This is a genomic window from Nonomuraea sp. NPDC003201 (assembly GCF_053590415.1).
Genome location: NZ_JBSFTC010000144.1, coordinates 1 through 13,007, shown reverse-complemented (window position 1 = coordinate 13,007; position 13,007 = coordinate 1). Strand labels below are relative to the sequence as shown.

Here is a 13,007-nt window from a genome sequence, read left to right as displayed (position 1 = left end):
CGAGGAGTGTTCACGTGCGGCTACCCCGGATGATCACGGTCACACTGGCCGGAGCGGCGGTGCTGCTGCCTGTCGCGGCCTGCTCCTCCTCGGAGGCGCCCGCCCCGGGTAAGGCGCCCCAGGCCGCCACGGCCGCGCCCAGCGAGGAGCCCACCGAGGCCCCCGAGGGCCACCCGTTCACGGGCAAGCCGTACGACGGCGGCCTGAAGCCGGTGCTCGCGGTGAAGATCGAGAACACCGCGGCGGGCAAGCCGCAGCTCGGCCTCAAGAGCGCGGACATCGTCTACATCGAGCAGGTCGAGGCGGGCCTGACCCGGCTCATGGCGATCTTCTCCTCCAAGGTGCCGGCGAAGGTGGGCCCCGTCCGCAGCGCCCGCATCTCCGACCTGCACATCACGCCGCAGTTCGGCAAGCCGGCCTTCGCCTACTCGGGCGTGCAGACCAAGATGCTGCCGTTCGTGGCCAAGGCGTCGCTGTTCGACGTCGGCGACACGCGCAACCCCGGCGCCTACTTCCGCCAGCCGGGCCGCTTCGCCCCCTACAACCTCTTCGCCAACACCAAGGACCTCCTCGGCAAGGCCCCCAAGGCGAGCAAGGCCAAGGACATCGGCTTCACCTTCGGCGACGCCCCGGCCGAGGGCGGCGTGGACAAGAAGTCGTACAGCGTCAAGTGGCCCGCGGCGCGCTTCACCTTCGCCTGGTCGGAGGAGAAGAAGCAGTGGCTGATCTGGCAGGACGGCAAGAAGGACATGGCGGCGGAGGGCGGCCAGCTCGGCGCGCCCACGGTCGTCATCCAGTACACCAAGACCGAGCGCTCGGAGTTCCACGACAAGAACCAGAGCTACACGCCGCTCGTGCACACCACGGGCAAGGGCAAGGCGATCGTGCTGCGCGACGGCAAGGCGTACAAGGCGAACTGGGAGCGGGAATCCGAGGACACCGGTACGACGTTCACCACGGAGAGCGGCGACCCGATGAACTTCGCGCCCGGCCAGGTCTGGGTGGCGCTCGCCAGCCGCAAACCCGTCATCCCCTAGCGCCTATCTGTCCAAGTATGGCGATAAATCCTGACATCTTGGCATGTCGGGGGAGGGGTCCTTCAGGACCTACCATGGGGTTGATAACTTACCGAAGCCGTGAGAGCCGTGAGGATGACCGTGTCGACCAGCACGCCTGAAAGCACCCCCGTCACCGGAACCGCCCGTGTCAAGCGTGGCATGGCCGAGATGCTCAAGGGCGGCGTCATCATGGACGTCGTCACCCCCGAGCAGGCCAAGATCGCCGAAGACGCCGGCGCGGTGGCCGTCATGGCCCTCGAGCGTGTGCCCGCCGACATCCGCGCCCAGGGCGGGGTGTCCAGGATGAGCGACCCCGACATGATCGACGGCATCATCGCGGCCGTGTCGATCCCCGTGATGGCCAAGGCCCGCATCGGCCACTTCGTCGAGGCCAGGGTCCTGCAGGCGCTCGGCGTCGACTACGTGGACGAGTCGGAGGTGCTGACCCCCGCCGACTACGCCAACCACATCGACAAGTGGCAGTTCACCGTGCCGTTCGTGTGCGGGGCCACCAACCTGGGCGAGGCCATGCGCCGCATCACCGAGGGCGCGGCCATGATCCGCTCCAAGGGCGAGGCCGGCACCGGCGACGTCTCCAACGCCGTCACCCACATGCGCACGATCCGCGCCGAGATCAAGCGCCTCACCTCGCTGCCCGAGGACGAGCTCTACGTCGCGGCCAAGGAGCTGCAGGCCCCGTACGAGCTGGTCGTCGAGGTCGCCAAGACCGGCAAGCTGCCGGTCGTGCTGTTCACCGCGGGCGGCATCGCCACCCCGGCCGACGCCGCGATGATGATGCAGCTCGGGGCCGAGGGCGTGTTCGTGGGCTCGGGCATCTTCAAGTCGGGCGACCCGGCCAAGCGCGCCGCGGCCATCGTCAAGGCCACCACCTTCTACGACGACCCCGACGTCATCGCCAAGGTCTCGCGCGGGCTGGGCGAGGCCATGGTCGGCATCAACGTCGACGAGATCCCGCAGCCGCACCGCCTGGCCGAGCGCGGCTGGTAGGCGGCGCGTCGTTGCCGGTCGCCCGGCCTGACCGTGTGACATGATCACGTACGGCAGGCGGGGGCACACCACAGCGTGACGATGAAAATCGCCAGATGAGGCGGCATCCGCGAAGGATGTCGCCTTTTTGGTGTTGTGTGGCGTTCACCAAGTAGTCATGATCTTCAGTAAAGCTACCTGGCGTCCCCCTCACCCTTGATCGTCACAGGAGCGTCTCGTGTCCAAGCTGAACCGCCGGCACTTTCTGGTCACAGGGTTAGCGGCGGGCGCCGCCGTGACCATCCCCGCGACCACCGCCTTCGCCGATCCCGGCACCGATCCCGACGTCGCGGCGGCTTCGCGCGAGCTGCGTACCGACCCCTTCACGCTCGGCGTCGCCTCCGGCGACCCGGACCACGAGGGCTTCGTCCTGTGGACCAGGCTCGCCCAGGAGCCGCTGGCCGAGGACGGGTTCGGCGGCATGCCGCAGCGGCCGTTCCCGGTGCAGTGGCAGGTGTACGCCGACGAGAACTGCCGCCGCGTCGTCCGCTCCGGCGTGAGCGTGGCCACGCCCGAGTGGGGCCACAGCGTGCACGTCGAGGTCGACCGGCTGGGCTCCGACCGCGAGTACTGGTACCGCTTCCGCGTGGGCAAGTACGTCTCGCCGGTCGGGCGTGCCCGCACCGCGCCGCACCCGCTCTCGTACGGGAGCTCGCTGGCCATGGCGTTCGTCTCGTGCGCCCAGTACGAGCACGGCTACTTCACCTCGTACCGCAGGCTGGCCGAGGACAACCCGGACCTCGTCCTGCACCTGGGCGACTACCAGTACGAGTACACCAAGGACACCTACACCATCCCCGGCGGCAACGTCCGCGACCACGAGGGCCCCGAGACCGAGACCCTGGCCGACTACCGCCAGCGCCACGCCCAGTACAAGGCCGACCCCGACCTTCAGGCCGCGCACGCCGCCGCGCCGTGGCTGGTGGTGTGGGACGACCACGAGGTCGACAACAACTGGGCCGACGAGATCCCCGAGAAGCCCGAGGTCCCCCAGCCGAACTTCCTGGCCAGGCGCGAGGCCGCCTTCCGCGCCTACTACGAGAACATGCCGCTGCGCCGCACCTCCATCCCGCGCGGCATCGACATGCAGCTCTACCGGCGGATCCGGTGGGGGCGGATGGCCATGTTCCACATGCTCGACACCCGCCAGTACCGCGACGACCAGGGCTGCGGCGACGGCTACCGCGACTGCCCGGCCGCCGTGGACCCGGCGCGCTCGATCACGGGCAACGAGCAGGAATCCTGGCTGCTGGACGGCTTCCACCACTCCCGCGCGCAGTGGGACATCATCGGCCAGCAGGTCTTCTTCGCCCAGCGCGACAACAACGCCGGCCCCGCCAAGATCACCAGCCAGGACGCCTGGGACGGCTACGTCGCCTCCCGGCAGCGCATCACCCAGGGCTGGGTGGACGCCAAGGTGCGCAACGCCGTCGTGCTGACCGGCGACGTGCACGCCCACTGGGCCAGCGACCTCAAGCTGAACTACGACGACCCGACCGGGCCGTCGGTGGGCTCCGAGCTGGTGGCCACCTCGATCTCGACGGGCGGCAACGGGGCGGACTCCGACCCGTCCACGCACCCGTTCCTGGCGATCAACCCGCACCTGAAGTTCTACAACAACCAGCGCGGTTACGTGCTGACGAAGATCGAGCGGGACCAGATGACCGCGGACTTCAGGGTGGTGCCGAAGGTGCAGACCCCGGGGGCCGAGGTCTACACGCGGGCCACGTTCGTCGTGGAGGACCGGGTGCCGGGGGTGCAGCAGACGTACCTGCGGCCGCTCGACCCGACGCTGCGCGCCCAGCAGCAGCTGACCGTGGAGGAGACGGTCCGCCTGGAGACCGAGCGTCCCTGACGACAGCCCCGGAGAGCGGCACCCCGGCTCGGGGTGCCGCTTTTCTCTTGCCGGAATATTAGCCAGACTAAGTTAGTTGGGCTAAGCATGAGGGACGACCCCACCCGCCTGGCCGAGCAGGTCTCCACGGTGCTGCGCCACCTGGTCCTCCTGCTCAGGCGCACCGTCGCCGGCCAACCCGTCACCAGCCAGCAGTACGCCGTGCTCGGCTCGCTCGAACCCGGCCCGCGCCGCATGACCGAGCTGGCCGAGGAGCACGCCGTCCAGCTGCCCACCATGACCGTGCAGATCAACCGCCTGGAGGACGCCGGCCTGGTGGCGCGCGGCTCCGACCCGGCCGACGCCCGCGTCAGGACGGTCGAGCTGACCGGTGAGGGCCGCGACCGGCTGCTCGCCGTGCGGCGGGCCAGGATCGCCCACCTCAGCCAGGAGCTGGCCGCGCTCACCGACGACGAGCGCGCCACGCTGGCGGCCGCGCTGCCCGTCCTGGCCAAGCTCGGCCGCAACCCCCGATAAAGCCCGGTAAAGGAGCCCCATGCAATCCGGCGGCGGAATTCTGCGCCAGCCCACGTCCGTCTGGGCCACCGCGTTCGCCGCGGTCGTGGCCTTCATGGGCATCGGCCTCGTGGACCCCATCCTCCCCTCCATCGCCCAAGGTCTGAAGGCCACCCCCAGCCAGGTGTCGCTGCTGTTCACCAGCTACTTCCTGGTGACGGCGGTGGCGATGCTGATCACCGGCTGGGTCTCCAGCCGCATCGGCGGCAAGCGGACGCTGCTGGCCGGGCTCGCGCTCGTCATCGTCTTCGCCGCGCTCGCCGGCACCTCCACCAGCGTCGGCGAGCTCGTCGGCTTCCGCGCGGGCTGGGGCCTGGGCAACGCGCTGTTCGTGGCCACCGCGCTGGCCGTCATCGTGGGCGCGGCCAGCGGCGGCGCGGAGGCCGCGATCATCCTGTACGAGGCCGCGCTCGGCCTGGGCATCTCCGCCGGCCCGCTGGTGGGCGCCCTGCTCGGCGACTGGAACTGGCGGGCCCCGTTCTTCGGCACCGCCACCCTCATGGCAGTCGGCTTCGTCCTGATCGTCACCCTGCTCAGGGCCACCCCCAAGCCCGCGGCCAGGACCAGCCTCGCCGCCCCGATCAAGGCGCTCGCCCACGGCGGCCTGTCCACCACGGCCTTCACCGCGCTCTTCTACAACTTCGCGTTCTTCACCGTGCTGGCCTTCACCCCGTTCATCCTCCACATGTCCCCGTACGGCATCGGCGCCGTCTTCTTCGGGTGGGGCGTCTGCGTGGCGCTGGCCTCGGTGTTCGGCGCGCCTCCGCTGCAGCGCAAGATCGGCTCGGTGAACGTGCTGCACCTGGCGCTGGCGCTGCTGGCCGTGTTCCAGATCGGCATCGCGCTGTCCGGGCACGTCGGGATCATCCTGTTCACCGTGCTGTCCGGCATCCCCATCGGCCTCAACAACACCGTCTTCACCGAGTCGGCCATGGAGGTCTCCGACGCGCCCAGGCCCGTCGCCTCCGCGGGCTACAACTTCGTGCGCTGGATGGGCGGCGCGCTGGCCCCGTTCATCGCGACCAAGCTGGGGGAGGAGATCGGCGTCGCCGTCCCGTACGCGCTGGGCGCCGCCTGCTGCCTCGTCGGCATGGCCATCCTCTACCTCCGGCGCCACCACCTGCGCGTCCTGAGCCGGGTGGACGCCGACCACACGCTCCAGGACGCCGTGGCTCCCGCTGGTTGATAATTTCCCCACATGGTGGGACCTGTCCTGTTACTCGTGGCCGGATTGCTCACGGCGCCCCCGAGAGCCGAGCTGTCCGTGATGACCTGGAACGTCTGCGCGGGCACCAACTCGGCGTGCCCCCTCTACCGCGCGGGCGCGCTCGAACTGGCGCAGAGCATCGGCGGGTACGCGATCAAGAACGGCCCTCCTGACGTGATCTTCCTGCAGGAGTTCTGCACGGGCGCGGCCGGCACGCTCGAACTCTGGCTGGAGCAGCGCACCGGACGGAACTGGACCATCGGCTCATGGGGGCTGACCTCCCACGACGGCACCCCGTACGCCTGCCACCCCGACCGCCTCGGCCGCCCGCGCGGCGCCCAGAGCATCGCGGTCGCCGTGGCGGGCGACGCCGCCACCTTCGAGGCCCACCCGCTGCCCGCCCCGCCCTGGTATGTCACGCGGGCCGTCCTCTGCGCCACCGTCCCCGCCAGGAAGGTGCGCGCCTGCGGCACCCACCTGTCCTCGGGCCGGGCCGACGACGACCGCCAACCGGGCGCCCCCTACCGGACCAGGCAGATCAGGCGGCTGCTAGAGATCGCGGCCGAGCCGGGACACCGCACGATCCTCGGCGGAGACCTCAACGTGGCGCCCCCGGACAGCGGATACGGCAGCGCCGCCGGCCGCCGGGCCGTCGCTCCGCTCTACCGCGCGTACGAGGAATGCGACCAGCGCGGCACGCGGCGCACCGGGCGGTGGACCAGGGAGGGTAAAAAACTCGATTACCTGTTCGCGCCCGAAGGCACGGTCCGGAGCTGCCGCGTCGGGCGGGACATGACGCTGTCCGACCACAAGCCCGTCCACGTCAAAGTGGCCCTCTAGGAAGATCCCAGGCCATCCTGGTGTTGAATTGTCGGAACCCGCACCCAGACGGAAGGATCGACTGTGCCCACGATCGGTGTACTCGCTCTCCAGGGAGACGTGCGCGAGCATGCGCGCATGCTTCAGGAGGCAGGAGCGTCGGCCACCGCCGTGCGCCGACCGGCCGAGCTGGACGCGGTCGACGGCCTGGTCATCCCCGGTGGGGAGTCGACCACCATGTGGAAGCTCGCCGAGACCTTCGACATGCTGGAGCCGCTGCGGATGCGGATCAAGGAAGGCATGCCCGCCTACGGGTCGTGCGCCGGCATGATCATGCTGGCCGACAGGATCGAGGACGGCGTCGCCGGACAGCAGACGATCGGCGGCATCGACATGGTGGTCAGGCGCAACGCGTTCGGCCGCCAGGTCGACTCCTTCGAGTCCGACCTGGACTTCGCGGGGGAGCGGGTGCACGCGGTGTTCATCCGCGCTCCCTGGGTCGAATCCATCGGCGGCGACGTCGAAGTGCTGGGCAGGTGCGAGCCTGGGGATAGGATCGTCGCGGTCCGTCAAGGGCCGTTGCTCGCGACGTCGTTTCACCCCGAGCTGACCGGGGACGCGCGCGTGCACCGTTACTTCGTAGACATGGTGAGGGAGCTCTAGGTAATGTCCGGCCACTCCAAATGGGCGACGACGAAGCACAAGAAGGCCGCGCTCGACGCCAAGCGCGGCAAGCTGTTCGCGAAGCTCATCAAGAACATCGAGGTGGCGGCACGGACCGGTGGCCCCGACCCGGACGCCAACCCCACTCTCTTCGACGCCATCTTCAAGGCGAAGAAGAACTCCGTGCCCAACGACAACATCGAGCGCGCCCGCAAGCGCGGCGGCGGCCTCGAAGCCGGTGGCGCCGACTGGCAGACCATCATGTACGAGGGTTACGCGCCCGGCGGCGTCGCGGTGCTCATCGAGTGCCTCACCGACAACCGCAACCGCGCCGCCTCCGAGGTCCGCGTCGCGCTGACCCGCAACGGCGGCTCGCTGGCCGACCCCGGGTCCGTCTCCTACATGTTCAACCGCAAGGGCGTCGTGATCGTGCCCAAGCAGGACGGGCTCGACGAGGACACCGTGCTCATGGCCGTCCTCGACGCGGGCGCCGAGGAGGTCAACGACCTGGGCGAGTCGTTCGAGGTCGTCTCCGAGGCCGGTGACCTGGTGCCGGTCCGCAAGGCGCTGCAGGAGGCCGGGCTCGACTACGACTCGGCCGAGTCGAGCTTCCTGCCGACGATGAGCGTGCCGCTCGATGAGGAGGGCGCCAAGAAGGTGTTCCGCCTCATCGACGCGCTGGAGGACAGCGACGACGTCCAGAACGTCTTCGCCAACTTCGACGTGCCGGACGACGTTCTGGCGGCGCTGGACTAGCAGTCGCACGACGTAAGGGCTCGGCCACGCCGGGCCCTTACCCATGCGTGCCCGCCCCGTCCGGCGCTCCGGGGCTTTCTTCGGCGCGGGTGGGTTCCGGGGCTTTCTTCGGGTGCGAGAAAAGGCGGGGCAGCGTAGGGTCGGGCGACGTGACTTCCCCCACCCCTCCACAGGCTCCCTCTCCGGCGCTCGGCTGGCTGCTGGCCGTGCCCGCGCTGCTCGGCACGCTGATCTCGCTCGTCCTGCCCACGGCCCAGACGATCTGGCTCAGCCTGCAGAGGGGCGGCGTCCTGCGCGAGAGCACGTACGTGGGGTTCGCCAACTACGGCAGGCTGCTGGGCGACGGCGAGTTCTGGCGGGCGGCGTGGTTCACGCTGTCGCTGGTCGCGATGCCGTTGCTGGTGGCCGTGGTGGTGGCGCCGCTGCTGGCGGTGGCGCTCGACCGGGCGGGCACGTGGCCGCGGAGGGCGGGGCGGATCGCGCTGTCGCTGGCGATCGTCACGTTCTCGCCGGTGGGGGTGGCGGCGGCCTGGATGCGCGGGCTGGCGCCGGACGCGCCGGGTCTGGCGGGGCTGGCCGAAGGGTTGCGCGATCCCGCGACCGCGCCTGGAACGCTCCGGCTGATCGTCGCGGCCGGCACGTTCGGGGTGGTGTGCGCGCTGGCGGTCATGGCGTTCCTGCCCGCCCTGCGCGCCGGCTCCGTCCCGCGGGGCTTCTCCGGGGTGCAGGACTTTTCCGGGCCGTCTCGCGGTGGTGTGGGGCCCGCGATGCTCGTGGTGGGGGTGCTCGTCGCGATCGCCACGGTCGCGGTGGGGCTCCAGACGTTCTCCTTCGGCCTCGTGCTCACCCGGGGCGGCCCTGAGCGCTCCACAGAGACGCTCGCAGGGCTGGAGTACGACTCCGCCTTCCGGATGGCCGAGTTCGGCCCTGGCGCGTCCGTTGCGACCCTCACGGGGGTGATCCTCGGCGTGCTGGGCATCGTCGCGACGGTCGTCGTGGCGGCCTCCCGGCTGAGCGTCACGCTGACCCCGCGTACCGCGCCTGAGCCGGCGGCGGCCGTGCCGACCTCACCTGTGGCCCCTGCGGGAGTGCCGACCGCCCCTGCGGCGGGGCCTGCGGTCGCTCCTGTGGCGGGACCGGTAGTGGCGCCGGGCGCGGTCGCTGGACGTGGTGCCGGATCCGTCGGCACGGCCGTCGGGATCGTGGCGCTGGTGGTCTTCCTCGCCGTCGCGCTCGTGTGCGCCTGGCCGTGGATCGACGGCGTGCTCGCCTCGCCCGCCTCCGAGGCGGGTTCCCTGCGTTCCCAGGTGAACACGTGGGTGCCGGCGATCGGCGGAGCGGTCGTCTCGGTGGGCGTCGCCTACCTGGCCGCGCTCGGGATCGGCGGCCTGCGACCGCTGGGGCGCGGGAGCGAGTGGCTGCTGCTGGTGTTCGCGCCGTGGCTGTTCGTCGGCACCGGGCCCCTCGGCGTCGCCAACTGGCAGAACATGCGCAACATGGGCCTCATCGACTCCTTCCTGGCCCTCGTCCCGCCCCTCCTCGTCAGCGTCCCGGCCCTGCTCGTGCTCACGCTCCTGTGCAAGGGGCTGGCCGAGCGCACCGACAAGGACTTCTTCGGCGGCGTGTTCCTCCCGTCGCTCCCCATGGCGGGCGTCCTCGCCGGGGCCGTCGCCCTGATGAACGCCCAGGACCTGCTCTGGCCGCTGCTGGTCGCCCAGAAGCCGACGTTGTTCACCGCGCCGGTGGCGCAGATGGCCCAGCTCGGCTCCTTCGCCGCGGCGAAGCCCGACGTCGGCGCCGCCACGCCGCTGCTCGTCGTCGCCGTCGCGCTGGTCGCCGTCGTGGCCGCCCAGCTGCTCTACCTCGACAGGCTCGCCATCACCACGAACGGCTCGCGGGCGCGCACCGCCGCAGCGTAGGCGCGGCACCCCGCCGCCCAAAGTGGACCGGCGGCGCGGCCCGCCATAGGTTGGATCCTCGTGGAGATTCGCAACCTGATCGCTGAAGACCTCGACGACGTTCTTGACCTGCGCAGGCGCTCTTTCGGGCCGCTGCCCCCCGGCGACAACGAGAAGTGGCGCCGGGCGGTGCTCCCGGCCCTCGGCGAAGGCCGCTATCTGGGCGCGTTCGACGGCTCCAGGCTCGCCGGGGCCGCGCGGCTGCGCCGGTTCACGCAGTGGTGGCACGGCAGGCCGCAGCCGATGGCGGGCGTCGCGGGCGTCACCGTCAATCCCGAGGACCGTGGCCGTGGTGTCGGCAGCCTGCTCATGCGAGCCGTCGTGGAACGGGCCGCCTCCCTCGGCGACGCGGTCTCCGCGCTTTTTCCGGCCACCACGCCGATCTACCGCTCGATCGGCTACGAGCACGCCGGAGGCCAGTACAAGGTGCGGCTCCCGGCCGAGGCGCTGCGCCAGATCCGGCCGTCCGGGCAGGTCAAGCTGCGCAGGATGGGCTCGGACGACGCGGGCGAGGTCGTCTCCCTGCTGCACCGCGTCCACTCGGCCACCCGCGCCAGCGGCCCCATCTCCTGGGACGAGGGCACCTGGGCCCTGTGGCTGGAGAACAAGGACGACTTCCTCTACCTGGCCGAGGACGGCTTCGTCGTCTACCGGTGGCGGGGCGACGACATGCAGGTGGAGAACCTGGTCGCCGGGTCGGCGGAGACCGCCCGGGCATTGTGGTCACTGGTCGGCAGCGCGTCCTCCGTCGCCCGCCATGTCGTCGCCGCCGTGGCTCCGGACGACCCGGTGCTGTGGATGCTGCGGGAGCGGTCCAACGAGGAGGTGCGGCAGGCGCGGTGGATGTTCAGGGTGCTGGACGTGGCCGCCGCGGTCGAGCGGCGGGGCTATCCGGCGAACGTGAGCTGTGAGGCCGTGGTGACCGTGCACGATCCGTTGTGTGGCGGGGGGTCGTGGCGGCTGGAGGTCGCGGGCGGGTCCGGTGCGGTGACGCCTGTCGAGGAGTCCGGAGTCACGCTCTCGGTGAACGGGTTCTCGGCGTTGTACGCGGGGGTGCCGACGTCGACGCTGCGGTTGAGCGGGCTGATGTCCGGTGACGACCGGTACGACGAGGCGCTCGACGCGGCTTTCGCCGCCCGGCCGTACATGCTGGACTACTTCTGATCGGAGGCGCGCCAGCGGCTCCTTCCCCGGCGTGCGGGCGTTTACCGATGCGTGGGCGCCCCGGCCGGGGTAAAGTCTCGTGCCGAACAGGTGTTCGGCGACGGGAGGGCGGGCCGGTGCGGGTGATGGGCGTCGATCCGGGGCTGACCCGGTGCGGCCTGGGCGCTGTCGAGGGGCGGCCGGGCGCGCCGCTGACGCTCGTGGCCGTCGGGGTGGTGCGCACCGGGGCCGACGAGGAGCTCGGCGCGCGGCTCGTCGGCATCGAGGCCGGCATCGAGCAGTGGCTCGACGACATACGGCCCGACGCGGTGGCGGTCGAGCGCGTCTTCAGCCAGCACAACGTACGCACCGTCATGGGCACCGCGCAGGCGGCCGGGATCGCCGTGCTGTGCGCGGCCAGGCGCGGGCTTCCCGTGGCGCTGCACACGCCGTCCGAGGTCAAGGCGGCCATCACCGGCAGCGGCACCGCCGACAAGAAGCAGATCGGCGCCATGGTCACCCGGCTGCTGCGCCTGAGCGAGATGCCCAAGCCCGCCGACGCGGCCGACGCGCTGGCCCTGGCGATCTGCCACGTGTGGCGCGGCGGCGCCCAGCACCGCCTCGCCGCCGCCCTCGCCAAGGCCACCAGGAAGGACACCAGGCCGTGATCATCCGCCTCGGGGGCTCTGGCGGCTCTGAGGACTTTGGGAGCCCTGAGGGCTTTGGGGGCTCTGGCGGCTCTGGGGACCGCGCGCCGCGTGGCCGGTCCGCGCGCCCGCGGCGTGTCGTCCGTGATCATGCGGGAGGATGTCGGGCTGTGACCCTCGCCGGTGGCGTGCGGGCCCCGGCGGCGTGGAAGGATGGTGGGCTGTGATCGCGTCGGTGTCGGGCAAGGTGGCCGCGATCGCTCCCGACGGAGCCGTGATCGAGGTCGGTGGTGTCGGCATCCTCACCCACTGCACTCCGGGCACGCTCGCCACGCTGCGGGTCGGGGAGGGCGCGCGCCTGGCCACGTCGCTGGTGGTGCGGGAGGAGTCGCTCACGCTCTACGGGTTCGCCACGGACGACGAGCGGGCCGTGTTCGAGCTGCTGCAGACGGCCAGCGGGGTCGGGCCCAAGCTGGCGCTGGCGATGCTCGCCGTCCACACGCCCAACGCGCTGCGCGTCGCCGTGGCCAGCGCGGACCTCAAGGCGCTCACGCAGGTCCCGGGGATCGGGCAGAAGGGGGCGCAGCGGATCGTGCTGGAGCTGAAGGACCGGCTCGGCACGCCGGAGGAGGCGGTCAACGCCGCGCTCAACGGGGAGCGGCGCGTGGCGGCGTGGCGCGATCAGGTCCACTCGGGGCTGGTGGGGCTGGGCTACTCCAGCAAGGACGCCGACGAGGCCGTCGCCGTCGTGGAGCCGGTCGCCGACGCCGACCTCGCCGCCGGACGCCGTCCCCAGGTCGCCGCGCTTTTGAAGGCCGCCCTGCAATCCCTGAGCGTCCGATGACCCGCCGTCCCGTCCGTCCGCGCGCCGCGCTCTTTCGCGCGAAGGTGACCGCGCATGCCGCTCTGGCCGAGGTGACCGCGTGTGCGGCACGCGCCAGGGTGACCGCTCGTGCCGCTCTGGCCGAAGTGACGGCGCGTGCCGCGCTCGCCAGGGTGACCGCTCGTGCCGCGCTCGCCAGGGTGACGGCGCGCGCCGCGGTCAAGCCCGGTTTTTACGGCGGGGCCAAGGTAACCGCACGCGCCGACGCCGGTTTCCGTCTGTCATGGCCGGTCGTGAAGGCTCACGGGCTGCTCGCCGTGACGAGCGAGTCGCAGGCCCGGCACCGTGGCCCGGCCGGTCGCCGACCGCATTGCGCCGGTCTCCACCGCACCACGTCCCGCCGTCGCGGCGCGGTGGGCTCCGGCCGCGCGCCGGGAGCGCCCGTCGCGGTGCCGTCGCACCGTCCGGGCTCCGGC

General features: G+C 71.4%; 13 protein-coding genes. All 13 read left to right on the top strand.

Translation table 11 applies throughout. The annotated features are described in order from the left end of the window. Positions 1-14 precede the first annotated feature (14 nt). A complete protein-coding gene (locus tag ACWDX9_RS36530) occupies positions 15-1,037 on the top strand; it encodes a DUF3048 domain-containing protein (RefSeq protein WP_449962285.1) in 1,023 nt (340 codons plus the stop codon). 114 nt (positions 1,038-1,151) lie between these two features. Next, positions 1,152-2,066, top strand: coding sequence for a pyridoxal 5'-phosphate synthase lyase subunit PdxS (gene pdxS, locus ACWDX9_RS36525; RefSeq protein WP_350727165.1), 915 nt, complete (start codon positions 1,152-1,154; stop codon positions 2,064-2,066). A 217-nt stretch (positions 2,067-2,283) separates the two neighbouring features. Continuing rightward, on the top strand, positions 2,284-3,960 hold the full coding sequence (locus ACWDX9_RS36520) for an alkaline phosphatase D family protein (RefSeq protein WP_449962282.1): 1,677 nt from the start codon (positions 2,284-2,286) through the stop codon (positions 3,958-3,960). A gap of 87 nt (positions 3,961-4,047) precedes the next feature. After that, positions 4,048-4,476, top strand: a complete 429-nt coding sequence (locus ACWDX9_RS36515) for a MarR family winged helix-turn-helix transcriptional regulator (protein ID WP_185077116.1) — start codon at positions 4,048-4,050, stop codon at positions 4,474-4,476. 19 nt (positions 4,477-4,495) lie between these two features. After that, positions 4,496-5,701: an MFS transporter gene (locus tag ACWDX9_RS36510; protein WP_449962279.1), complete on the top strand. Its 1,206-nt coding sequence runs from the start codon at positions 4,496-4,498 to the stop codon at positions 5,699-5,701. 36 nt (positions 5,702-5,737) lie between these two features. Then, positions 5,738-6,562 (top strand): endonuclease/exonuclease/phosphatase family protein, encoded by an 825-nt coding sequence (locus tag ACWDX9_RS36505; RefSeq protein WP_449962278.1) that lies wholly within the window; start codon positions 5,738-5,740, stop codon positions 6,560-6,562. Between the two features lie 63 nt (positions 6,563-6,625). Beyond that, positions 6,626-7,204 (top strand): pyridoxal 5'-phosphate synthase glutaminase subunit PdxT, encoded by a 579-nt coding sequence (pdxT, locus tag ACWDX9_RS36500; protein WP_363972120.1) that lies wholly within the window; start codon positions 6,626-6,628, stop codon positions 7,202-7,204. Between the two features lie 3 nt (positions 7,205-7,207). Then, positions 7,208-7,960, top strand: a complete 753-nt coding sequence (locus tag ACWDX9_RS36495; protein WP_350727170.1) for a YebC/PmpR family DNA-binding transcriptional regulator — start codon at positions 7,208-7,210, stop codon at positions 7,958-7,960. Positions 7,961-8,109: 149 nt separating this feature from the next. Then, on the top strand, positions 8,110-9,879 hold the full coding sequence (locus ACWDX9_RS36490) for a hypothetical protein (protein WP_449962275.1): 1,770 nt from the start codon (positions 8,110-8,112) through the stop codon (positions 9,877-9,879). A gap of 60 nt (positions 9,880-9,939) precedes the next feature. Beyond that, complete coding sequence (locus ACWDX9_RS36485) at positions 9,940-11,082, top strand: GNAT family N-acetyltransferase (RefSeq protein ID WP_449962273.1); 1,143 nt, start codon at positions 9,940-9,942, stop codon at positions 11,080-11,082. Positions 11,083-11,198: 116 nt separating this feature from the next. Continuing rightward, a complete protein-coding gene (gene ruvC, locus ACWDX9_RS36480; RefSeq protein ID WP_449962271.1) occupies positions 11,199-11,729 on the top strand; it encodes a crossover junction endodeoxyribonuclease RuvC in 531 nt (176 codons plus the stop codon). A gap of 202 nt (positions 11,730-11,931) precedes the next feature. After that, a complete protein-coding gene (gene ruvA, locus ACWDX9_RS36475) occupies positions 11,932-12,552 on the top strand; it encodes a Holliday junction branch migration protein RuvA (protein ID WP_449962269.1) in 621 nt (206 codons plus the stop codon). Beyond that, positions 12,549-13,007, top strand: a 459-nt coding sequence (locus ACWDX9_RS36470; RefSeq protein ID WP_449962266.1) for a hypothetical protein, incomplete at its 3' end; no start/stop codon positions are given. The genes ruvA and ACWDX9_RS36470, both read left to right, overlap by 4 nt.

What these genes read in the sequence shown, in the direction of transcription:
- pdxS (WP_350727165.1), top strand. Translation starts at nt 1,152, where the DNA reads ATGACCGTGTCGACCAGCACGCCTGAAAGCACCCCCGTCACCGGAACC.
- ACWDX9_RS36515 (WP_185077116.1), top strand. Translation starts at nt 4,048, where the DNA reads ATGAGGGACGACCCCACCCGCCTGGCCGAGCAGGTCTCCACGGTGCTG.
- ACWDX9_RS36510 (WP_449962279.1), top strand. Translation starts at nt 4,496, where the DNA reads ATGCAATCCGGCGGCGGAATTCTGCGCCAGCCCACGTCCGTCTGGGCC.
- ACWDX9_RS36495 (WP_350727170.1), top strand. Translation starts at nt 7,208, where the DNA reads ATGTCCGGCCACTCCAAATGGGCGACGACGAAGCACAAGAAGGCCGCG.